This window comes from Pengzhenrongella phosphoraccumulans, from assembly GCF_045689905.1.
Taxonomy (GTDB): domain Bacteria; phylum Actinomycetota; class Actinomycetes; order Actinomycetales; family Cellulomonadaceae; genus Pengzhenrongella; species Pengzhenrongella phosphoraccumulans.
The window spans coordinates 4830622-4852347 of sequence record NZ_CP144210.1; the positions used below are offsets into that span (position 1 = coordinate 4830622).

Here is a 21726-nt window from a genome sequence, read left to right on the forward strand (position 1 = left end):
CCCTCGGGGGGCGTTGTCTCGCGGCCGTCTCGCGGCCGTCTCGGGAGCGTCTTCGAGGCCCGCGCCACACGCCCGGACACACAGAACCTCAGCTCACAGTCCTGGGGTCGACGAGCCTGAAGGTCAGAAGTGGTGCTGACCCAGGCGCTCAGTGATCGTGTCGATGCTCGAGCGCAGAGCCGCGAGCTCGGACTGCAGGGTCGCGATCGCGACCGCGTCGAGCGGACCGGGCGCCGGGTCGGGCGACGCGGTCACGGCCGCGACAGCCGGCAAGGCGAGCGGTCGCGGGACGAACGACCCCGTGCGGGGGCCCTCCTCGCTCGTGCGCACGGAGATAGACGAAGGGCTGATGGCTCGGGTCGGCACCCCCGCCACCTCCTGGCCGGCGGACGCGGCGTGCGTCCCGAGCACCACGCGCTCACGCTGCCTGCCCTCGAGATTGCCCTCGCGCCGCTCGTCGGGGCCCGCCACTCGGTCCGCCACGATTGCGGCGCCCAGCTGCTCGGTCTGCGCCGACGGCCGCACCCCGAGCTCGTTCTCAAGCACCCAGCGGCACTGGCGCAGCTGCCGCAGTGCGCGCGTCCGGTCGCCCGAGCGGTAGTACAGACGCATGAGCCGACGGTGGCTGCGTTCGTGCGCCGGCTCGACGTCGAGCAACCGCTCCGCCCAGCCGATCGCCGACCGGAGGTCGCCGCGCCGGTCATAGGCTCGGCTGAGCGTGTCCATCAGCGTGAGCGCACGATCCTCGAGCCGAGCGCGAGGCGCGAGGCACCACTCGTCATAGCACCGGGCCAGCAGGGGCCCTCGGTAGAGCTCGGCGGTCTGAGCCAACCGGGTGACCTGCGGGTCCGCGAGCGTGTCGGCGCCAAGCGCCTGGGCTGTCCGCGCCGCCTCGGTCAGCTCGGCGGTGTCCACCCAGACCCGTCGGTCGGGGTTGAGGTGCAGGGTCTCCCCCTCGGTCACCAGCAGGCGAGCGCTCTCGTCGGCCCCGGCATCGACCGCGTGGTGGATCTGCCAGAGCGTCTGCCGCATGGCCTTCTTGGACGCCTCTCCCTCGGCTTCGGGCCACAGTGCGTCGGCGGCGGTCTCCCGTAGAAGACTGTTCTGCGGCGCCAGCAGGACGAGTGCCAGGAGGTCCTGCGCTTTGCGCAGGAGGGCGGCCGCAGGCACCACAGGCTGGTCGTCCACCAGGGTGAACGAACCCATCAGCAAAACCCTGAGCTCGCGCACTGGCACCCCCGCAGTCGTCGGCGACAGATCGCCGTGGCCGCCACGGCTCGGTCCGCCGTTGGATCGCACCGCGTCGCGTCACCCGAAAGTGGCGCTCCTGCCAGATTGCTCCCGATTTCCTGTCTTGGGAAGGGGGAGCCCCTCGGGGTCGTGATGGGCCCAGGAAGTTGAACCCGTCGATCAGCTTCCGCTCGAACGCGTGCGATCCGCACTCTCGACGCCGAGTCAGCAAGAGCCGACGACCTGGACTTCTCCGTCGGGCGGGCCCGATCCGGACGAGGGTTCGAGCGCACGGCCACACCGTGGCCCGCGCACCCGCCCGCGGGTTCGCCCTTCTTCGATCAGCCGCCGCGTCTCCGCCCGACTCGACCAGTGGTGCTCGCCGGCGAAGTCCGTCCCGGCGAGCAGCTGTTCTTCGAGCGCCGGCCAGCGCATCTCCTCGCATTTCTTCTCGAGCTAGCACTGGTCGGTCGCCTCGTAGACGAGCGAGGTGATGATTCCCATCGAGCCCATCGAAACGAATTCGGCGTCGAGCCAGTCGTGGTCGTAGTGGATCTGCGCGTCTGGTCCGAGCGTTGCGCGCAGCTTCCTTCGTGATCCGCCATTGGTCGGGCTCGATCCAGTGCTGAACACCGCCTAGGCCCACGAACTCGATCGCCCGCACGGCGTGCGGGTTCGGGCCGCGGTCGATGTCGCAGCCGTGCACGCTGGTCGAGACCACGCCGCCGATCGTCTGGCCAAAAGTGGCCGTACGTGAGTGCCTGGGCCCTGTAACGGTCGGCGCTCTTAGGTTCGCGTTGGGCCGGTACCGCTTGCAGGTAGGGGGACTCGCCTGAGAGCTAGCCAGGCGCCCGTGTTCGCGCCGAGTCGGAGCAGGGGCGAGACACCAAGCAGTCGCGGCGCTTTGCACCCTGCGGGTCAGAGCCCGCCGCTGAACTCGATCCGATTGCCCGCGGCGATTTCGGCGGCTGCCTTCATCAACACCTCGCGCGACAGGTCCATCCCGCGCAGTTTCAGCTCGTCGTTCAATTTCTCCGCTATCTCTTCCTGGGAGCGTCCGCCGGATTCGCCGACCGCGTCGGCCGCCTCGTTTGCCTTCTCCAGGACGATTGCGGCGACCTCTCGTTCGGCACCCGGATGCATTGTGATCTTGGTTGTTGTCATAGTCGACACGATAGCCGTTGGCGTGAGGCGCGAGAAGAGCGGCGCCCGCGGCGCCGCAGCACTTTCTGTGGAGGTCCCGAGAGCAGCCAGGCGGCGTTCGCGGTGAAGACTCCAGAGGGCAGGTGCGCCAAGGCGGAGTTCTTCAGGTCGGCGTGGACGTTCTCGATGACGGCGTGCCGGCGGCGGTGGGTGGAAACCCCACGTGTCGAACACCATGGCCTGACCCGACCCGGCGCGGGCGTCTATGCCCGGGATGCGCGGCACCACCAGCTCGGATCGCCGGGTCGGTCGCCTCGTGCTCGGGCGCATCCTGTTCGAGCGGATCCTGGTCACCGTCGGCAGCTGCTGGGCGCATTCCCAGATTGTCCACCCGACGCGGCGGGCACCCTCGTGGACCTCGATTCACGCTCGGGTCGATTCGCGTGCCACGCTTCAACCGGGACAGCCATCACCGCAATTGCCCGGTCTGCTGGGTGCCTGTAGTTAGTTAGGTCGCACTTTTCATGGCTTCCCGAGAGGCACTCCCCGATGGCTGACACACCCGCAAACGACGCCGCGGCACAGGTGTCCGCCACGACCCGGCAGGCCGCCGACAGCCGACAGATGGGGTGGGCGGCGCGGGCCGGCCTGACGGCCCGCGCGGTGGTCTACCTCCTGATCGGTTCCCTGGCCCTGGCCGTGGCGAGCGGCAGCGGGGCGAAGATGGACCAGAAGGGCGCTCTGGCGCAGGTGCTGGCCCAGCCGTTCGGACCGGTGATGGTCGCCCTGCTCGCCGCCGGCTTCGTCGGGTACGCCGCCTGGCGGCTGACGGAGGTGGCCTTCGGCGTCACGGGCGAGGGGCGCGCGGTCGGTCCGCGCCTGGTGTCCCTGGCCCGGGCACTCGCGTACGGCTTACTGGCGTACACGGCCGTGAGGTTGATCCAAGGCGCGGGCGCTGATCAGAGCAGCCAGCAGCAGGGGTACGCCGCCCAGCTCATGGCGCAGCCGTTCGGGCGCTGGGTCGTGGGCCTGGTCGGGATCGCGATCACCGTCGTGGGTGTGGTGATGGTGGCTCAAGGGGTCAAGCTGACCTTCATGCGCTACTTCCCTGCCGGGAGCCTGCCGCCCCGCACACGGCGAACCGTCCGCCACCTCGGCCGGGTCGGCACGATCGCGCGAGGACTGGTCTTCACCCTCACGGGCGTCCTGGTGGCCGCCGCGGCCTGGACCTACGACGCGGCGAAGGCCGGCGGACTCGATGGCGCCCTACAGACGTTGCGCGACCAACCCTTCGGCGCGCCGCTGCTCGCCGTGGTGGCCACGGGACTGATCGTGTTCGGGGTCTACGGGCTGTTCGAGGCCCGCTACCGCAGCGTCTGAATCAGGTCCACGGGCGGACGACAACCCGGCGGGGCAGGTAGCGCCCGGCCAGCCATGCGCACGCCATGCCGTTGGCCAGGCCAACGACCACGTCGAAGAGAGGATGCCTGCCGCGGTACAGCTGGGCATACCCCACCAGCAACGGCACGAGCAGGCAGAGCCCGGTGGCCACCGCGCGCAAGACGGGGTGAGCGATCCATTGAGACGCCACGGCCAGCGTGACGTACAGCGCGGTCGACGCGCCGACGTGACCGCTCGGGAAGCTCGACGTCGGCGGGGCGTCGTCGAGCTGGGTGACCTCCGGCCGCTCGCGCGCCACCACCGCGGCCGCGGTGACGAACACCGCCGACGGCACGGAGATGGCGATGACCGGCACGACGGCGAACCACCACTTCTTGGTCCGCCACCGGCGCAGCGCCACGACGATCAGCGCGGCCACCACGACCAGCTGGGTGTCGCCGACGTGCGACGACACCGACGTCACGGTATTCCAGACCGGGGTTCGCACGGTCTCCAGAGCACGATTGATACCGACCTCACCCGGCAGGGATCCGAGCGGGCCGACAAGCAGGAGCCCGACGGCCACGATGACAGCCCACAGCGCCGTGGCGGGCAACAGGAGCCCGGTGCGAGTCCGTGATGGGGACGAGTGCGCCGAGGGGAAGTTCGCTGAGGGCGACTATCGCCTGGATGCCGAGGCGGAGGCATCTGTGGGCGATTGCGCAGGTATTGTCGGGTTCGTCATAGGCGCCGATCAGGCCGCCGTCGCCGCCGCCGCAGGGCTCGTCCGCCGCGGCCGAGACTTCGACAACCGTGTGAGCCCAACGACTCCACGAGGAGGGCGACTGATCGAGGTCGTGGACCGGCTAGCGTGACGGACGGGTCAGCTCTCGTATCCGCACCGTCTCGGGCGTACTGGCCGGCTTGGGATGACGAACCGGGCCGGTGCTGGTGCTCTTCGTTCCATTCAGATTGCCGCAACGATGAGGATCGAAGCCGATGAAGTTCAGGAGTGTCGACGCACGGGGGGCTGCCGAGACGGCAGCCAACAGCAGGCACATGGGTTGGTTCGCGCGGACGGGGCTGACCGCCCGCGGGCTCGTCTACGTCATTCTTGGCACGGTCATGCAGCACAGCGGAGGCCGGGGCGTCGTCTGGCTCGGGCGCGTAGGCAAGATGTCGCGCGGCGTAGTGTTCGCGATCACCGGGTTGCTCGTCGTCGTGGCCGAATGGACCGCTGACCACGCGAAGGCCGGCGGCGTCGATCAGGCCCTCCGGACTCTCCTGCAACAGCCGAGCGGAACGGTGCTCGTGGTGATTCTGGGCGCGGGCGTCGTCGTCCTGTTCGGTGTGTACGGCCTGCCTGAGGCTGAGTGGCGCCGCGTATGTGACTCGGACCAGTCATGACCGCGGCCGCGAACATCGATGTGTACCCACCACTACGGCGCGGTCGCGTTGCTGTTGCCCTCGTCGGAGGTGGGCTATCCCTCGCGCTATCGCTTTGCCTTGTGGGGTGGGCGATCGTGAATCTCGCTTCCCCGTCGGCGATGACCACCTGGGAAGATCAGGTCAATCAGTGGTTCTACGCCCACCGCACCCCGCGGATGGACGCACTGAGCCACATCGGCAGCTATATGGCTGAAACCGTGACGTGCATCGCGCTGCTCATCGTAATGGTGGTGGTGCTGCGGGTGTGGCTTGGCCGCTGGAGAGAGTCGTGGACGCTGGTCGCCGCCATCGTCGGCGAACTGCTCGTCTTCCTGATCGTCACTGCGCTCGTCAACCGGCCCCGACCCACTGTCCCCCACCTCGACGCCGCTCCGCCTACCTCCAGCTTCCCGTCCGGGCATACGGGCGCCGCCGTCGCCTTCTACGGGTGCCTCGCCATCATCATGCTGCGCCAGCTGCATCCGCGGTGGCTCGCACGAAGCGTTGCCACGCTCCTGTTCCTCGTGCCCGTCGTCGTCGGGGGCGCGCGCATCTACCGCGGCATGCACCACCCCGTGGACGTCGTCTTCGGAGCCATCGGCGGCGGCGTGTGGCTCGCGATCGTGCTGGTCACCCTGCTCCCTTCCGGGCACCGACGTGAGTCGGCTATCGGTGTGACCGCCGACTCTCCATGAGGTTCCTCAGACACCCGGCGTCCGCGGCTGTCACTGCGGCGCCGCACCCAACTGCGGCCGATCCGGTGCGGACACCGAAGACCGTGGTCACCGATGCCGTTCAGCGCGTGCATCCGACCGTCCGCAAGGGCACGGCGATCGTGTCGATCGCCCTCGCCACAGGCACCCTGTTTGTGCTGCTCAGTGGCGTCATCGCGCGCCATGGCGCACCGGTCCAAGCATTCGACGACAACCTGCACGCCTGGGTGATCGCCCACCGCGGTGGGCTCGACACCTCGATCGCGGGTGTGATCACGATCGGTGGCGCCACCGCTGTGACGCTCCCGACACTCGTCGTAGTCGGCGCGCTCGCTTCGCCTGCGCGCGGACCACGAGCGAGGGGCAGGCGAATCGGGGCGGGCGTCCTCCTCGCCGGATACGCCAGCGTCGGCGTCTGGGTCGGGCTCGCCCTCAACTCGTGGATCGGCCGTGTTCGTCCGCCCTTCGCTGACTGGGCCGGCGTCGCCGGCGGTCCTGCGTTCCCGTCGGGTCACACGACGGCCGCCACACTCTTCGCGCTCTCGTGCGCGTGGGCCTCGAGCAGTCGGATCCGACCGGGATGGCCTCGCGTAGCGCTCTGGACCACGGCGGGCGCGTACGCGTTCGCCGTCGGCTGGACGCGGATGTGGCTCGGGGTTCACTGGCCCACCGACGTCGTCGGCGGCTGGCTGTACGCAGTCACGTGGTCTGGCCTCGTCTGGGCGCTCGCAACGAGAATGCGCCGGCACCGGCCAGGCCCGGCACCATCAGCCTTCGGCTCTCACGACGAGTGAGCCGAAGTACCTCAACCGGCGAGCATGATGTGCGAGTTTGGCTTTGCCTGTCGAGCGCGGTGATCGGGGTACCGTAACTGCGCATGTCACAACGAGGTGAGACACGGCGGAAAGTAGGAAATATGAGTGAGACGGGCAAACTCGAGGATCTTGAGGAGAGCGAACGCGAGGCTCTTGAGGGGTCCGCGGTGGTTGGTGTACCGAATCCAGATGCGACCACGCACGACGCCCCGCACACGGCGGCTGACAGCACCGACGCTGAGATCGAGGCGGGGCTCAAGGGTTCGGGCGTCTAGGCCAACGGTCTGCATTGACGACGTCCCCGCTCGCGGTCAGCAGGGGCCTCGCCGTCAGGAGCAACGTTTCCCGCTCCGACACCGCGAATGCCCCTGGACTCAAAGACGAGTTCAGGGGCATTCGACAGCTCACCCGCGGCACCACGGGTGAGCGCCAACGACGCAGAAATGTCGTTCAGCGGCGGCTGTCGACCGTCGGCCCGGTGTCCCGAAGGTTCTCGAGCCGCTCGCGGGAGACCTCCAACGGAGTCCACATGTGGTGGACGACCACTTCAATCCGAATGGCTCAGGGATGGTGCGGCTTCCTGGCGTGCCCTGGGTGTCGCCGATCTCGTTCTGCTGCTACTCACCGCCCCACCCGATTCGGGTGACTGGCTTCAGGATGCGGTCGAGGCTGGCGTGGTGGCCGGCGTGCTGGGTGGAGGGTTCGCGGTCCAGGCTGCGGAGAGGAGCACGATCCGTGCGATGAGGTTGATCCAGATCAATAGCGTGACCAGCACGGCGAACGAGGCGAGCAGCGCGTTGCTGCCGGCGCTTCCGGCCACGACGCTTGTCCCGAGAAGGCGCACTGCGCCGATGCCGACCGCGGCGATCGCCGCCCCGCGGCGCAGGTCACGCGCGGGTGGGCGCATACCTGCCAGGACAACCACGATCAGAGCAAAGATCCCTGCGTCCACGACGAACGCGACCGCGATCCCCAGAATGCGCACGACCGCTCCCGCGGCCTGACTTAGGCCCACAAGTTCGAGAAACCAGTTGGCCGCCGTCGTGACCACGAGGCTCAGCACGGCCGAGATGAGCACGGCCAGGGCCATCCCGGCGAAACCTGCCAGCTCGGTGAGCTTGCCGTGTACGGCGTTGCCGCCGACGCCGTTCGCACCAAACATCGCCCGGACCGCGGTGCGCAGCGCCGCCAGGGCGGCCGTCGCGCTGAGCAGCAGGACGACGACGGCGATCACACCCGCGACGTTCAGTCCCGCGCTGACCACGAGCTTGTCGGGTTTGAGCAGACCGTTGCCATCGCCGGTGTCGATCAGTCCAGGCAGCGACGTCGCCAGGGTGTTGAGCACGTCCTGGCGCAGCGCGGCGTGAGATCCGAGGATCGCCATGAACACCGTGAAGCCGATCGTCAGGCCGGCGAAGACGGAGAACAGGACGCTATAGGCGATCCCCCCGGTGAGCACGCCCCCGCCGGCTGAACCGAAGCGGGCGTTGGCGCGCGCGACCCGAGTTCGCTGCCACCACGCCAGCGCGGCCTTGACCCAGGCGACCAGAGCAGCTGGCCTGCTGGGGTCGTCGACCCTGACTGTCGGCTCGAGACGCGCGGCCGCGGCGAGGTGTGCCGAACCCGCCCCGGAAGGGACGGTGGCGTCGTTGACGGGCGCACTTGCGCGTGGCGGTTTCATCCGGTGACCCTGCGGTCTACCGGCCGCGGGGGTCGGCCCGACGGCACCACCGTCATGCACCGTTCTTCACCGGTAGTCCGTGCGCCTGATCGGAATCGTCGTGCTCACCGCGCCGATTCTCGAGCCGGAGCTCCAAGTCGTTCATGACGATGGCTGCGAGGTCACCCAGAGTCGTGAGGTCCTGGGCGTTGAGGCTGCGCGGCGCGTGGTCCAGGATGCACAAGGTCCCCAGGTTGAAGCCGTCGTGGGTGCGCAGCGGGACACCGGCATAGAACCTGAGGCCAAACTCGCCCGCCACCAGTGGGTTCGACAGCGCGCGCAGGTCGACCGCAGCGTCCTCGATGATCCACGGGCCTTCGTGCAGGATGGCCGAGGCGAATAGGCCCGCGTCTCGGTCGACCTGGTCGATCTCGAGCCCAGGGTGCGACTTGAACCAGATCCGGTCGTGGTCGACGATGCTCACGATGGCGATCGGCACGCGAAAGAGCCTGGCTGCAAGCGCGGTGATCCGGTCGAAGGCACCGTCCGGTGGGGTGTCCAGGATGGCGTAGCGGTGCACGGCCGCCATCCTGGCGACCTCGTTCGCCGGGATGATCGACGGGGTCGCTCGGCGCCGTCCCTTGCCCGAGGTGCTGATCTCGCGCAGCGCCAGGGCTGTCTCACTGGCGGTCGGCCGGGCGGTGGGCTCGGTTGCTGTCATCGCTTCGAGCAACCGGGACCATTGGGGGTCTAGCCCCGGGGGGAGGTCGGGGCCGTGCATCAGTCGCGCAAGCGCGCTCTGCAGGGGTGGCCCCGGATAGGCCACGATTCCCGTCAGGCATTCGAGCAGAACGAGACCGAGGGAGTAGATGTCGCTCGGTGGTCCGAGCGGCTCCCCCTTGGCCTGCTCCGGGCTCACGTAGGCCGCAGTGCCGGCGAAACTCCCATCACCGTCACCAAGGAGGGGGGACTCCATCATCATCGCGATACCGAAGTCGGTGAGCTTGGCCCGCACCCGTTCGGTGTCGTTGGAGTAGTCGAACAGCATGATGTTGGCGGGTTTGACGTCGCGGTGAATCACGCCGTGGTCGTGGACGTAATCGAGGCCTTCAGCGAGGTCGACGCCGATGTGCCCTGCATCGCGGGAAGTCATCGCCCCGCTGGCAAGCCTGCTTCGCAAGTCGGGTCCGTCGATCAGTTCCATCACCAGGTAGATCAGCGGGCGATCCGGGACCGACAGGTCTGTGCCAGCATCGAGGAGGGTCACGAGACTGTGGTGGTTCAGGTGGGTGAGGAGCCGAACCTCATCGTCACCCGCACGCAGGTCACTGGCGTTCGCGGTCGGGGTCGCCAATATCTTGACCGCGACTTCCCTTCCCAACGACTCGTCACGCGCTCGATGGACGGTTCCCATCGCCCCACGCCCGATCCGCTCACCCAGGCGATACCGCCCACCCAGAACAGTGCCTGTTACCGCTTTCGACACGTGCTTTCCGCTTTCTCGATCGTGCGCTGGTGAAGTTCAGGAACGGCGGGTCATGCGTGGTGCTGGTCGTCCTCGTCGCCGCGGCGGATGACCGTGAGCGACCGTCGAAGGGTGGTCACCACGGTGCCGGTAACCAACAGGTCGGGATGCGAGACCGCGTCGGGCGGGTGGGCCCGGAGGGTGGAGGCAAGGTGGTCGACGGCGTCGACGGCCCGGGCGGTGAGGTCCATGTCGGACCTACCCCCGGTCACCGCACGCACCGCGTCGGCTAGAGCATGCAAGGCCTGGGCGGCGGGTAGTCGGAGCTGCGGGGCCGACCCGAGAGAACCCCCGACGGCGTCGTAGTCGTCCAGGAGCAGGCCGAGATCCTGGACGAGGAACCCGAGCTGCTCCAGGGCCTGTGCCTGGCGATGCAGGCCGCGCAGCGTCTCGCGCTGGTTCCGCGCACGCCGGTTCGCGTCGGCCGCCTCGCCGGACTCACGCACGGCGCAGCGCATCTCTCCCAGCAGGCGGTCCAGGTGCTGATGGCTCGATCGTTCGGTGCGCGACGTCGAGTCTGCTGGCGGGCAGTAGAAGTCGCCGAGCGCGTCGAGCTCACTCGCAAGGGTGTCGCGCAAGTCCGTGAGGGAACGCGCCGACCGCTGCAGCGGGAGCGCCGGCAGGATCAGGTTCACCCCGACAGCGAGAACCGCGCCCATCAGCGTCAGGCCCGAGTACGCGAGCACGTAGTTCTGCTGGTCGGAGCTGCCGACCACGAGCGTGAGCAATGCGGCTGTCGGGACCCACGCCCCCTGAGATCCCAGCCACCGCATTCCAGCGGCGAGCCGGGCGGCCACGAACCACGCCACCGCCGCCGCGAACGCACCCTTGAGTGCAAGCTGCACGCGCGCGTCCCGCACGGTGCCGCTCACGGCAAGTGCTCGGCGGCCGAGGCCGCCGAGCACCGGCGTCAAAAGCTCAGCGACGACGACCGCCGAGCGTCCGGGCGGCCAGCGTGACGCCGATGACCGCGAGCACGACCTGGAACAACAGCTCGATCCAGTCGATCCCGGCGGTGTCCGCCGACGAGACCGCGTTCGCCAGGACCGTCCCCAGGAGCGCCGCAACGATCCCGATGAGGATCGTGACAAGGATGGAGATGTTCTGCTTTCCGGGTGCGAACAAGCGCCCGAGCGCTCCGATGATCGCGCCGATGACAATGGCGGTGATGAATCCTGAAACGGTCACGTGAGTCCCTCTCGCGAGAAAATGAGGGCCGGGCTCGGCCATCGAGTAGGCGTAGTTGCGCGAACAAGGAGCAATCGCGAATTAGTTGATCGTCCGTCTAGGTGTTACGAGCCCGACCACGAGACGACGATCTGCACTGCGGGCGGCACGTTAGGAATCGTGGATCCACCGTCGTGGATCTCCTCTTCGCAAGAGCCGTCCCGTACACAGAGTTAGACGCGGATCCCACGGAATCGTCACGGTCTCGCGGGTGTGACGTGGGTCATATCTGCCCTCCGGGTCGCAGCCGCGCCGGGATAGGCCGGACCTGGCGTTCCTCGGTCGACCGAGCACCCTGTGCGGGCTCGAGAGGATCGTCGGCGGCGGTCTGTGACATGCGTCACAAGACGTGGACCGTGACGGAACGCGAGCGACGGCGTCTAACCGAGGGGAACCAGCACAGCAGATCCGGCAAGGGAGGCGCGATGAATAGCATCGCTGGGGTGGGCGAGAGTCGAATTTCCGTCATCGAGGAGATTGGTTCGACGGTCGCAGTACTGCGCGGAGACGTGGACAGCGAACTTCGGTCTCAGGCTGGCGAAGCCTTAGCGATCGCCCTGGACCGGGGGCTACCACTCATCCTGGACCTGACAGATGTTCGCTCCGTCGACTCAGTCGGAATCGCATTCGTGATCCAGTGCTGCACCATCGGCAATGAAGAAGGCCTGTGCGTGATGCTGCGCAACCCCCCGCCGGCGGTCTCTGAGGTGCTGGGCCTCCTAGGCCTGGACCATACGTTCGACGAAACAATCGCAACGAGGGCGTTCTAGACCGGGCATGCCCCCATTCTTCCGGACCGGCCAACGGGACAGTTCGGACTCTCACGATTCTCGAGGGCTGGCCTTGCGTGCGGCGCCCTTTTCCGTCGTCGCACCTTCGGTGCTCAGCGTGCCGGTCGAGGATTCCAGGTGCGCGCGCACGAACCACTGGAAGAGTTCCAACTCGTGCAGGTGCCCGATCAGGAGATCGTTGGTGACCGGGTCGTTCTCCTCCGTGTCTGCGGCCGCTGCGCGATGTGCGTTGATCACGCCGCTGTAAACCTCGTCGAGCGCGCCGAGGTGCTCGATGGCACCTGCGCGGCCGATCGAGTAGTCGTCCCAGGTGCGCTCGGCTACCAGGGCGCCCGGGGTGCCGACCGGCGAGGCACCAAGGGTGGCGATGCGCTCAGCTGTGGCGTCCACCATCGCGCGGACCGCGTCGACCTGCGGATCGAGCATCTGGTGAACCGCGATGAAGTGCGGCCCCACGACGTTCCAGTGGATGTGCTTGAGCGTCAGGGCGAGATCGTTCAGCGAATTGAGCCGCTCTTGCAGCGTTCGCGCCACCCTGGCCGCGTCCTGCAACGACATCGACGGGACGGTGAACTTCGGCAGATTCGTCGCGCGGGCCATGGGGTTCCCCTCTCAGTTCTGATCTGACGGCGCCGAACATAGGCGGTCGCTCGGCCCCACGCAACCGAACTACCCCTCGAGGACATCGTCGATGTGGACCTCCATCGTGGTCACGGTGACGGGCGGTGTGATGTCGCCGAGCAGGTCACGCAGCCGCGTTGCGGCTAGGTCGCGCATTGCGTCGGCGATGGGCAGCAGTGGCTCGCCGTAGCGTGCACTGATGGCCACGGTGAGGCCGGCGTAGGCATCCTGGGCCCCGACGGCGATGATGATGTCGTCCACCCGTGCGCCCGGCACGGCCGCCAGAGCGTCGCGCAGGTAGGTGATGAGCACTTGTTCACTGACGTGGACGGGGCCGCTGGGCGCTTGGGCGGTGATGGGCAGGGATCTGCGGGTGACGCGCAGCACCCGGGCGCGCATCCGATCAGAGATCTCCACCCAGCGGGCATCGGTGTAGGCCCGACTCGAGGCGATCGTGGCCGCCCAGCGGGCATCGGAAACCAGCGCCGTACCGGCCTCGTTCGATTCGTGGGCGTTCTGGGGGGTTATCGCCACTGCACCATCCTGACAGCCAAGGTTCCTCGCGCGCGGTGCAGTTGCCCGCGGACAACTGCCGGGCTGGTCTGAAGGACGTCGGCGATCTCGTCGTAGGACAGTCCCTCCATCTCGCGCAGTAGCCACGCTGCCCGCTGGCGCCAGGGCAGCTCGGTGAGCGCGAGCTCTAGTGCAGCCCGCAGCTCGGCGTGCTCGACGTGGTGGACCGGGCCGGTTTCAGGCATGGCGGGCAGGGCCGTGAGCAGCTCATCGTCAACGGCGATCGGGCGCCGCCGACGCCGCGCGGACAGAACCACGTTGGCCGTGATCCGGAACAACCAGGTCCGCAGCTGGGCCTCACCGCGAAAGCCCGGCAGCTTCGACCACGCTCGCTCCAGGGCGTCCTGGACGGCGTCCTCGGCGGCGTCCAGGTCGCCGTCGAGCATGTTCACCGCATAGCGAAACATCGCCGCAGCGTGTCGGTCGAAGATGGTCGCGAACGCGGCCCGGTCCCCCATCCCGGCGCTACGGGCCAGCACCAGGTCCGTCACCTCATCGACCGCGTCATCCACCTGTTCACCCCGTGGCGGTTCACGAAAAGCATTGGTCGGGGCGATAACGACTCCACCTGTCCGAAGGACTCACCAGGCACCGTCAGGGTGTCGGGCCCGCGGTGACATTACCCGATCAGCAAGTGTGGCCCAGGTCACACTCACGGGGCCGTGACGTTTTCGGTGGAGCGGCGTCTAAGTGTGTGTACGGAACGACATCGATGTCAGGAGACTCCTGTGAGTGACACCACGATCAACAAGCCGGCCACCTCCCTGACGGCCAACCGGTCCAGTTCCGTCGCGGTAGCGCCCGCAAATCTGCTCATCACCGGGCACGGCAAGACGACCATCTCCGACGCGGTCGTGGCGAAGATCGCCGGGATCGCGACCCGGGAGGTCTCTGGCGTGCACGCCCTGGGCGGCAGCACCGCCCGCGCCGTGGGCGCACTGCGCGAGCGGATCCCGGGCGGACGTATCAACCACTCCCAGGGAGTCTCGGTCGAGGTCGGCGAACGGGAGGCGGCCGTGGACCTCGAGCTCGTCGCGGAGTACGGGGTGTCGATCACGGACCTGTCGGCCGGTATCCGCCGCAACGTCATCCTCGCCATCGAGCGGATGACGGGACTGGCCGTGACCGAGGTGAACATCGTCATCCAGGACGTCTACCTGCCCGACGACGACGCGGACGGCGACGACACCAGCGACGCCCCACGCGTGCAGTGAACGCACCGGCTGAAGCCGCCGCAAAGCACGCCGACGTCCAGCGCCCCGTCATCGAGCAGCCTGCCACGGCGGACCAAGGCCGGCTCGCCGACGCGGTAGCCCATGCGGCTCGCGCCGCGCCGGGGGTCGTGGGCCTGCACACCGGCACGTTCGGTGAGATCGCCACCTATCCGGGTGAGGGATTCCTCCCGCGGACGCCAACCGGCGGCCGCTTGCCCACCGCACCAAGGAGCAACCATGAGCGCCACCGACAAGACCAAGAACGCCGCCCAAGACCTCGCCGGTCACGCGAAAGAAGCCGTCGGCAGCGCCACAGGCAATGACCGGCTCAAGGCCGAAGGTCGCGCCGACCAGACCAAGGCCGATCTGAAGAAGGCCGGCGAGAACGTCAAGGACGCCCTCACCGACTGACCACACCCCTCGGGCCCCTGCGCCCATCCGGCACGCCAACAGCACCGATACAAGGAGCCACCCCCATGATTTCGACCATCATCTCCGCGATCATCGTCGGCGCGATCATCGGCGCCCTCGGGCGCCTGGTCGTGCGCGGCCGCCAGAACATCTCGATCCTGGCCACCATCATCATCGGCATCATCGCCGCGCTCATCGGCACATTCATCGCCAACTCCCTCAATGTCGGCGCCACCGACGGCATCGATTGGATCGAGGTCGCCATCCAGGTCGTCCTCGCCGCGGTCGGCGTGGCCCTGTACACCGGCACCCGCACCCGCAGCCGAGTGCACTCCTGACCCACGCATCACCCATGCGTCGGGGACCGATCGCACAGTCGACCGGTCCCCGACGCTGGCGGGCCAGCGCGCCCCCGTTCACCCCTCCCCCGCGCAGCCTCCCTCACGCTCGCCAACAGCCTGGGAACAGTCCCGACACGCGCCGCCCGACATCACCACACGAGAGAAACCAACCCATGACGACGCAAGAAGAGACCAGCAAGTCCGCGAAGCTCCTGTACCGACCCGTCGGAATGGCCAGCTCGATCGTCGGTGGACTCCTCGCCTCGTTGATCTTCCGCAAGATCTGGCAGCATGCCGCGCCCGGCGACCAATCCGCCCCTCCCACAGCACTGACCACGGAGTACCCCGTCCGACAGATCCTCCTCGCCGCAGTTGTCCAAGGCGCGCTGTATTCGCTGGTCAAGACCGTCATCGACCGCACCGGAGCGCGGGTGTTCCAGCGGTGGACCGGAGAATGGCCGGGCAACTAGCGACCAGCCGTCCACACGGCTTCTTGCGTCTTCGATCGAGAGCGACTCCCGCCACCCTCTTACCGAAGGATCCACCGTGACGTCAGCCTCGAGCGCTCCCGACGCCGGCCCGCGTTCACCTCGCGGCCCTCTCCGATCTGCAGTGGTCTTCAACCCCGTCCGCGTGGAGGACATGCCCGCGCGACGTGAGGTCATCGAGTCCGTTCTCAGCGACGCCGGCTGGCCGAGCCCTGCGTGGCTAGAGACCACCGAGCAGGACCCCGGCGCGGGCCAGGCCCGCCAGGCGATCAAGAACGGTGCCGAGCTCGTGTTCGCGTGCGGCGGCGACGGGACCGCGCGCTCCTGCCTCGAGGGGCTCGCCGATACCGGCATCGCCCTGGCGATCCTGCCCGCCGGGACAGGAAACCTGCTGGCGACCAATCTCGGCGTGCCAGGCGATACCGCAGCGGCTGTGCATCTGGCCACCGCCGGTGGCCGCCACCGCATCGACATCGGCGAGGTGGAGGGGCGCGCATTCGCGGTCATGGCGGGGATCGGCTTTGACGCCGCCCTGCTCGGAGACGCTTCCTCTGCGCTGAAGGCCCGCATCGGCGCCCCCGCGTACGTCCTGTCCGCGCTGCGCCACCTGCGCGACCGCCCCATGACCCTGCAGATCCGCATCGACTCCGAAGCCACCCGCAAACGTCAGGCGCGCACGGTCGTGATCGGCAACGTCGGACGACTCCAAGGTGGGGTCGACCTCCTGCCGGACGCGTCACCCGACAGCTGCCAGTTCGACGTGGCGATCCTCGCGCCCCGCAGCCTGGCCCACTGGGTTGCGCTCGCCTGGGGAGTGGTGCGCCGCGACCGGCACGTCCACCACCGGGACGTCCTTCGCGGCTCCCGCATCACCGTGACCAGCGACCTCGACCAGCCCCGCCAGCTCGACGGCGACATCATCGAACCCGGGCGCAGCCTGAGCGTTGACGTGCGGCCCGGCGCACTCGAAGTCTGCGTTCCGCTGCCGAACGGCGGGCCCGACCCATCCGCACACACGAGGTCCCCCGCCGGGGACTGACCCGGAGCGACCACACCCGATTCCCCACAGGAGGTTCTCGTGAAGATGCCCGACGCGCGGCGAGGCGAGCGCAGTTGTCATCTCCGCTCTTCTTTCACCGTCCAGGTCCGGTGACGTCGGCCCCGCCGTGGCCGGCGCGGCGCTGCGGCAGTGCCGCGACCTCTGGCGGGGGCACTGAAGGCCGCCCTGGTCGAGGTCCGGCCCTCACACTGGAGTGGTCGCGGCACCTACCATCCGTCAAGTCGTTCCAGGGGGAGCGACCTTAGCCAGAGGAAACCGATGCTCTACCTGCTCCGCCCGCACGAGGGGATCCGTTGGATCGACATGCTGAGCTACATACGTGCCGCCGCTGGCGAACGCGGGGTCGACCTCGACGGTCTCGACTGGCTCGAGGACGACGCGACCACCGACGGCACGACCCTCCTACGACTGCGCCTCGCGCTTCGGCACGGCACGGCGACCCGAACCGGGATCGTCGTCGACGCCGGCGAACTGGTCGCGTTGTCCCGCGGTGAGCAGATTCGGTCCGACTACGAGGACCTGGTCGCCACCCGACCGAACTACCGCAAGTCGCTGGCCGAACTCGAGGCTGTCATGCCCGGCACGATCGCTGACGAGGACGAGTCGGACGCCTTGCTCGATGAGGAAATGGTCAAGACGCTGGCCGACTCCGATGCCGATCTCGTCGCCGCGCTCGACCTCACTGCCGACCCCGTACTGGTGAACCACTGGCGTTCCTTGGGTGGGTTGGTCCCGGACCCGGTGTAGCCGCATCGCCGCAGCGAGCCTTGACCGACCGCTAATGAGTCTCGCTGGCGGAATCGGCGAGATTGCCGACGGCGACGGCTCCTCCGCCACGTCGATCGCCCCATGCGCGTGATGGCAGCGGTCCTGCGGTCCGGCGGCGACGCCGACGCGGTCATGGACTGGTACGTGCACAGCGACGAGCTTTCAGCCCTACGACCGGAACCACTTCGGTATTCGGCGCTCGACGACGCCGAACGAGGAAGACCGGCTTTGAACTGGGATACAACAACTCAAAGGCTCGATGACCGCTGCCCCTCGCCGTCGATGGTGCCTGGCGACCTGCGGATGGCGCAACCTGATCGAGTCCCCTACCCCGAACGTCCCTCTGACCTGCCTACTCGCTACCAGACCGGGGATTTGAACCTGCGAATCCCCATCGTCTCCACGAGAGTCTCGGAACTCACCGCGTCGCCCGCGAGCCTCTCAGGCTTTTGTCGGGCTGACAGGATTTGAACCTGCGACCCCCTGCAAGGATCAGTCCCATTTCGAATGGGTCCGAACCTGGCCGAGTATGTCCGAAAACGGCCGATGACCTGGGCTTTTGCTTTTGCGAGTGAGCCGATGGGGCTCGAAGAAGACCGGTCGGGACCGAGGGTTTTTGCCCCGTAAATGCCCCGTGAATCCCTCTCCCCGGACGAGTCGTGGTTTGGTCCGGGCGGACCAAGGCCGACTACCAGAACCGGCCTTCCCAATCGAGTGTACCGACTGCGAGCCATCACGCCGGAGCTACTTTTCGGGCTCGGGTCACGACGATCCCGGCGCCACACGCTTCGCCGCCAGGACCACGCGCGCTGCTCCGCCAACTGAGCACCGCAATCAGCCTCGGAACCACTGATGGGGCGTCGCGGCCGGTTCAGTCACGACGCCCGCCGCTGCTCAGGCAAGCCCGTAGGGCAGGTTGGTGGTTGCGGCGATCTCAAGCAGCCGGTTGTACTTGGCCACGCGCTCGCCGCGCGCCGGTGCGCCCGACTTGAGCTGACCGCAGCCGGTCGCCACGGTGAGGTCGGCGATGAAGCTGTCCGAGGTCTCCCCGGAGCGGTGGGAGACCATCTGGGTGTACCCGGCCTCGCGGCACAGGCGCATCGCCTCGAGGGTCTCGGTGACGGTGCCGATCTGGTTGAGCTTGATCAGCGCCGAGTTGCCAACCTTGAGCCCGATGGCCTCGGTGATGATCGCGGGGTTCGTCACGAACAGGTCGTCGCCCACGATCTGGGTCGTGCCGCCGAGGCGATCGGTCAGAACCTTCCACCCGGCCCAGTCACCTTCCGCGAGGCCGTCCTCGATCGACCAGACCGGGTAGGCCTTAACCATCTCGGCGTACCGCTCGGTCATGTCGTCGCTGGTGAGGGTCTCCCCGGCCACGTGGTAGGTGCCGTCGGAGTAGAACTCGCTCGCCGCCGGGTCCAGCGCGATGGCGACTCCGTCGCGCCCCGCGGTGTACCCCGCACCCTCGATCGCCTGCACCAGCAGCGCGAGCACGTCCTCAGGGCGCGTGATGTCCGGTGCGAAGCCACCCTCGTCGCCCAGCCCGGTGGCGAACCCCGCCTTCTGCAGCAGCCCGCGCAGCTTGGCGTAGACCGCGGCCCCGGCCCGGACTGCCTCGGCCATCGTCGGTGCACCCAGGGGGGCGATCATGAACTCCTGGAAGTCGAGCGAGTTCGGCGCGTGCGCCCCGCCGTTGAGCACGTTGAAGTGCGGCACCGGCAGCCGCGGCGCGACCCCGGCCGGGTTGAGGTACTCGAACAGCTCGCCGCCGGTGGCCAGCGCGCGCGCCAGCGCCATCGACACCCCGACAGTCGCATTGGCACCCAAGCGAGCCTTGTTCTCGGTACCGTCCGCGTCGATCATCGCGGCGTCGACCTCAGCCAGCGACGTCCAGGTGCGACCCCCGAGCAGAGCGCGCAGCTCACCGTTGACGTTCCCGGCAGCGCGCGTCACGCCCTTGCCGCCGTAGCGGGACTCGTCACCGTCGCGCAGCTCGACGGCCTCGCGACTGCCGGTCGAGGCCCCCGAGGGCACCCCCGCACGCGCTGTGACGCCCGACCCGAGCGTAACGTCCACCTGCAGTGTCGGGTTGCCCCGCGAGTCCAAGATCTCCAACGCAGACAAGCCCGTGACGGTGAACGAATCCGTGGTGCTCATGGCAGAACTCCTTCGTCGAGATCGTCGCCCACCCCGGACGACGCCAGTACGCGCGGAGGTGACGGAAACGATTCGGTTCCGTGAGGACTGTCATGGGGTCACGGCAGTCTTCACCTTCGCGCAAGACCAGGGACCGTTGGCGGCAACAACGCCGCATTTGAAGGTGAGCCCCACCACCGTGACGAGACAACCCTATCGACGACCCACTCCAGTGCCCGCCGTCGAAGGTCCCCCTCGAACTCGCCACAAGCCCGCGGGCACCTGTGCGTCGAACCGACCCGTCGGGTGCGACCCAAGAAGATACCCGGGGGGGTATGGTGCTCACTCTCAGCATCCAACGAGGAGGACCAACGTGTGCCGTGCAGTGACGTGTAGGAAGTGCGGGAAGGCGACATGGGCAGGCTGTGGTCAGCATGTCGACCAGGTCATGCGCGGGATCTCCAAAGCCGACCGGTGCCAGGGGCACGAGAAGGAGATTTCGACGCGTACCGGGTTCTTCGCGAAGTTCCTGTCCAGGACCTGACCTACCCGGTACGGCGCCAGAATCGGCGTCGTACCGCGCCGGTCGTGCGCGATCGTCCCGTTCGGTTCGCTCTCCACACGTTCTCCATGGCAGGTCCATCGGTCCTGCGGCCGCGACCACCAACCTGACCTCGTCAGCAAGTTGCGGTTGAGCATCGGGCTCGCCACGTCTGGAGAGAAGAAGTACATGACCGTGGTGGGCGAACGAGCAGTCGACCCTTCTCCTGCCGGAGGCGAGCGCGTCCGCGTGCCGCCGCGTGCTCCGTCCTGGGCCCACCGGGCCCGGTGGGCCCGGTGGGCCGTCCAGGGTGCGGTGCTGGCCGCGGTGGCGTGGCAAGCCTTGTCGCATGTGCTGACCGGGGCGCCGTCCGCGGAGGCATTGTGCCCGTTCGGCGGGTTCGAGACCGCGTGGACCTGGGTGACCACCGGGCGCACCGTCGCCCACGTGCACACGGCGAACCTGGCACTGGCCGCCGCGGTGGTTGTGCTGGCGGTTCTGGGCCGGGGATCGTTCTGCGGGTGGCTGTGCCCGCTGGGCACGTTGCAGGGACTCATTCACGGCGCCGGTCGCGCCGTGACCGATCGGGTCCCGCCGCTGCGACGTCTGCGTCGCCGTCTGGAGCGCGGTGCCAGCGTGGCGGGCTGGCACCGCCTCGATCGCGTCTTGCGCTGGGGCCGCTGGGTGGTGCTGGCGTGGGCGCTCATCGGCGCCGCGGTGACCGGGACGATGGTGTTCCGGGAAGCCGATCCGTGGATCGCACTGCTCCTGGTGGCCGAGTTCGAGTTCAGTCTCGCGTTCGTCGTGCTGCTTGCCACCGGGGTGCTCGCCCTGTTCGTCGAGCGGCCGTTCTGCCGCTACGCGTGCCCGCTCGGGGCGGTGCAGTCACTGGTCGGTCAGCTCAGCCCGATCGCCGTGCAACGCGACGCGGCGGCATGCCTGGGCTGCGACCTGTGCAACCGGGCCTGCCCGGTGGCGATCCCGGTGAACACCCGCACCCGCGTCACCGACTCCGCGTGTCTGAGTTGCCTGGAGTGCGTGGCTGCTTGCCCGAGCCAGAACGCCCTAACCGTGACCATGGCGCTGCCCACCTTCCGAACCCACCGCGTGGAACACGCCGTTGACCAGCCGGTGACCGTGGGGCTCGGGGCCGGGCGATGAGCCTCCCGCGCCGCTTTCGCCGACCGAAACCCGCAACGGCGCCCGCGCCCGAGCTCGCGCTCCCTCGGGTCCAGCGTGCGATCGCCACGCACACCCGACTGCGCACGCGCACCCTCCCGGTCGTGCCGTACGTCATCGCACTTCTCCTGCTGCCCGCGCTGGTCGTCACCGGGTTCATGAGCACCGGGTGGTGGGCGATGGCGGGCACCACGGCGACGGCGCAGGCCGCCGGCGGGCAGGAAGGCGGCGGGCAGGAAGGCGGCGGAGGAGATGGCACCGCGCCTGCGGCGCCGATAGCGGCGGCCGACATCAAAGGATCGATGACGGTGCAGCAGGTAGTCGATGCGTTCGGGGTGACTGCGGCTCAGGTCTTCACGCAGTTCGGTGCAGAGCCCGACCTGCCCACGTCGACCCAGCTCAAGACGCTCGTGGAGGGCGGCAGCGGGATGGACATCCCGGCGCTTCGCACCTGGCTGGCCGAACCCGTGGCCGGGTGA

Annotated in this window: 26 protein-coding genes and 1 tRNA gene; 14 read left to right on the top strand and 13 right to left on the bottom strand. The window is 68.4% G+C overall.

Annotated features, from left to right (window positions below; translation table 11 throughout):
• Positions 1–123 precede the first annotated feature (123 nt).
• The 3 genes from VTA80_RS22410 to VTA80_RS22420 all read right to left on the bottom strand — a co-directional run bounded on the left by VTA80_RS22410 (position 124) and on the right by VTA80_RS22420 (position 2394).
• Positions 124–1206: a BTAD domain-containing putative transcriptional regulator gene (locus tag VTA80_RS22410; protein WP_407343275.1), complete on the bottom strand. Its 1083-nt coding sequence runs from the start codon at positions 1204–1206 to the stop codon at positions 124–126.
• A 480-nt stretch (positions 1207–1686) separates the two neighbouring features.
• Complete coding sequence (locus VTA80_RS22415) at positions 1687–1863, bottom strand: hypothetical protein (protein WP_407343276.1); 177 nt, start codon at positions 1861–1863, stop codon at positions 1687–1689.
• A 285-nt stretch (positions 1864–2148) separates the two neighbouring features.
• Positions 2149–2394 carry a hypothetical protein gene (locus tag VTA80_RS22420; RefSeq protein ID WP_407343277.1) on the bottom strand — a complete coding sequence of 82 codons (246 nt, stop codon included), beginning with the start codon at positions 2392–2394 and terminating at the stop codon, positions 2149–2151.
• Between the two features lie 528 nt (positions 2395–2922).
• Here VTA80_RS22420 and VTA80_RS22425 point away from each other — a divergent pair.
• Positions 2923–3753: a DUF1206 domain-containing protein gene (locus VTA80_RS22425; protein WP_407343278.1), complete on the top strand. Its 831-nt coding sequence runs from the start codon at positions 2923–2925 to the stop codon at positions 3751–3753.
• Between the two features lies 1 nt (position 3754).
• On the opposite strand, the gene VTA80_RS22430 is transcribed toward VTA80_RS22425, so the two are convergent.
• Entirely contained in the window at positions 3755–4369 is a 615-nt protein-coding gene (locus tag VTA80_RS22430; protein WP_407343279.1) for a phosphatase PAP2 family protein, read from the bottom strand.
• Between the two features lie 383 nt (positions 4370–4752).
• On the opposite strand from VTA80_RS22430, the gene VTA80_RS22435 reads away from it, so the two are divergent.
• From VTA80_RS22435 to VTA80_RS22450, 4 genes are all read left to right on the top strand, one after another.
• Complete coding sequence (locus VTA80_RS22435; protein ID WP_407343280.1) at positions 4753–5160, top strand: DUF1206 domain-containing protein; 408 nt, start codon at positions 4753–4755, stop codon at positions 5158–5160.
• 116 nt (positions 5161–5276) lie between these two features.
• Positions 5277–5876, top strand: a complete 600-nt coding sequence (locus VTA80_RS22440) for a phosphatase PAP2 family protein (protein ID WP_407343281.1) — start codon at positions 5277–5279, stop codon at positions 5874–5876.
• Between the two features lie 107 nt (positions 5877–5983).
• Positions 5984–6688 carry a phosphatase PAP2 family protein gene (locus VTA80_RS22445; protein WP_407343282.1) on the top strand — a complete coding sequence of 235 codons (705 nt, stop codon included), beginning with the start codon at positions 5984–5986 and terminating at the stop codon, positions 6686–6688.
• Between the two features lie 122 nt (positions 6689–6810).
• Positions 6811–6984: a hypothetical protein gene (locus VTA80_RS22450; RefSeq protein ID WP_407343283.1), complete on the top strand. Its 174-nt coding sequence runs from the start codon at positions 6811–6813 to the stop codon at positions 6982–6984.
• A 377-nt stretch (positions 6985–7361) separates the two neighbouring features.
• Here VTA80_RS22450 and VTA80_RS22455 read toward each other — a convergent pair whose 3' ends face one another.
• The 4 genes from VTA80_RS22455 to VTA80_RS22470 form a co-directional block, all read right to left on the bottom strand.
• Positions 7362–8390 (bottom strand): YihY/virulence factor BrkB family protein, encoded by a 1029-nt coding sequence (locus VTA80_RS22455; RefSeq protein ID WP_407343284.1) that lies wholly within the window; start codon positions 8388–8390, stop codon positions 7362–7364.
• A 52-nt stretch (positions 8391–8442) separates the two neighbouring features.
• Complete coding sequence (locus tag VTA80_RS22460) at positions 8443–9783, bottom strand: GAF domain-containing serine/threonine-protein kinase (protein ID WP_407343285.1); 1341 nt, start codon at positions 9781–9783, stop codon at positions 8443–8445.
• Positions 9784–9905: 122 nt separating this feature from the next.
• A complete protein-coding gene (locus VTA80_RS22465; RefSeq protein WP_407343286.1) occupies positions 9906–10766 on the bottom strand; it encodes a hypothetical protein in 861 nt (286 codons plus the stop codon).
• Between the two features lie 46 nt (positions 10767–10812).
• Positions 10813–11082: a GlsB/YeaQ/YmgE family stress response membrane protein gene (locus VTA80_RS22470; RefSeq protein ID WP_130104308.1), complete on the bottom strand. Its 270-nt coding sequence runs from the start codon at positions 11080–11082 to the stop codon at positions 10813–10815.
• Positions 11083–11546: 464 nt separating this feature from the next.
• On the opposite strand from VTA80_RS22470, the gene VTA80_RS22475 reads away from it, so the two are divergent.
• A complete protein-coding gene (locus VTA80_RS22475; protein WP_407343287.1) occupies positions 11547–11891 on the top strand; it encodes an STAS domain-containing protein in 345 nt (114 codons plus the stop codon).
• A gap of 51 nt (positions 11892–11942) precedes the next feature.
• Here VTA80_RS22475 and VTA80_RS22480 read toward each other — a convergent pair whose 3' ends face one another.
• The 3 genes from VTA80_RS22480 to VTA80_RS22490 all read right to left on the bottom strand — a co-directional run bounded on the left by VTA80_RS22480 (position 11943) and on the right by VTA80_RS22490 (position 13618).
• Positions 11943–12512 (bottom strand): Dps family protein, encoded by a 570-nt coding sequence (locus tag VTA80_RS22480; protein WP_407343288.1) that lies wholly within the window; start codon positions 12510–12512, stop codon positions 11943–11945.
• A 69-nt stretch (positions 12513–12581) separates the two neighbouring features.
• The gene (locus VTA80_RS22485; RefSeq protein ID WP_407343289.1) at positions 12582–13067 is read right to left on the bottom strand and encodes a hypothetical protein; all 486 of its coding nucleotides are present in this window, start codon (positions 13065–13067) and stop codon (positions 12582–12584) included.
• The gene (locus VTA80_RS22490) at positions 13058–13618 is read right to left on the bottom strand and encodes an RNA polymerase sigma factor (protein WP_407343290.1); all 561 of its coding nucleotides are present in this window, start codon (positions 13616–13618) and stop codon (positions 13058–13060) included. The genes VTA80_RS22485 and VTA80_RS22490 overlap by 10 nt, the downstream gene beginning before the upstream one ends.
• A 216-nt stretch (positions 13619–13834) precedes the next feature.
• Here VTA80_RS22490 and VTA80_RS22495 point away from each other — a divergent pair, with 216 nt between their 5' ends.
• From VTA80_RS22495 to VTA80_RS22520, 6 genes are all read left to right on the top strand, one after another.
• A complete protein-coding gene (locus VTA80_RS22495) occupies positions 13835–14320 on the top strand; it encodes an Asp23/Gls24 family envelope stress response protein (RefSeq protein WP_407343291.1) in 486 nt (161 codons plus the stop codon).
• Between the two features lie 237 nt (positions 14321–14557).
• Entirely contained in the window at positions 14558–14731 is a 174-nt protein-coding gene (locus tag VTA80_RS22500) for a CsbD family protein (protein ID WP_407343292.1), read from the top strand.
• 65 nt (positions 14732–14796) lie between these two features.
• A complete protein-coding gene (locus tag VTA80_RS22505; RefSeq protein WP_407343293.1) occupies positions 14797–15069 on the top strand; it encodes a GlsB/YeaQ/YmgE family stress response membrane protein in 273 nt (90 codons plus the stop codon).
• A gap of 176 nt (positions 15070–15245) precedes the next feature.
• Entirely contained in the window at positions 15246–15542 is a 297-nt protein-coding gene (locus tag VTA80_RS22510) for a DUF4235 domain-containing protein (protein ID WP_407343294.1), read from the top strand.
• Between the two features lie 172 nt (positions 15543–15714).
• Complete coding sequence (locus tag VTA80_RS22515) at positions 15715–16599, top strand: diacylglycerol/lipid kinase family protein (protein WP_407343295.1); 885 nt, start codon at positions 15715–15717, stop codon at positions 16597–16599.
• Positions 16600–16878: 279 nt separating this feature from the next.
• Positions 16879–17367: a hypothetical protein gene (locus VTA80_RS22520; RefSeq protein ID WP_407343296.1), complete on the top strand. Its 489-nt coding sequence runs from the start codon at positions 16879–16881 to the stop codon at positions 17365–17367.
• 473 nt (positions 17368–17840) lie between these two features.
• Here the strand turns inward: VTA80_RS22520 and VTA80_RS22525 are convergent.
• Positions 17841–17924 (bottom strand) — tRNA-Ser (locus tag VTA80_RS22525).
• A 358-nt stretch (positions 17925–18282) separates the two neighbouring features.
• Complete coding sequence (gene eno / locus VTA80_RS22530) at positions 18283–19548, bottom strand: phosphopyruvate hydratase (protein WP_407343297.1); 1266 nt, start codon at positions 19546–19548, stop codon at positions 18283–18285.
• Positions 19549–20218: 670 nt separating this feature from the next.
• Here eno and VTA80_RS22535 point away from each other — a divergent pair.
• Positions 20219–21229: a 4Fe-4S binding protein gene (locus VTA80_RS22535; RefSeq protein ID WP_407343298.1), complete on the top strand. Its 1011-nt coding sequence runs from the start codon at positions 20219–20221 to the stop codon at positions 21227–21229.
• A complete protein-coding gene (locus VTA80_RS22540; protein WP_407343299.1) occupies positions 21226–21726 on the top strand; it encodes a hypothetical protein in 501 nt (166 codons plus the stop codon). Before VTA80_RS22535 ends, VTA80_RS22540 begins: the two co-directional genes overlap by 4 nt.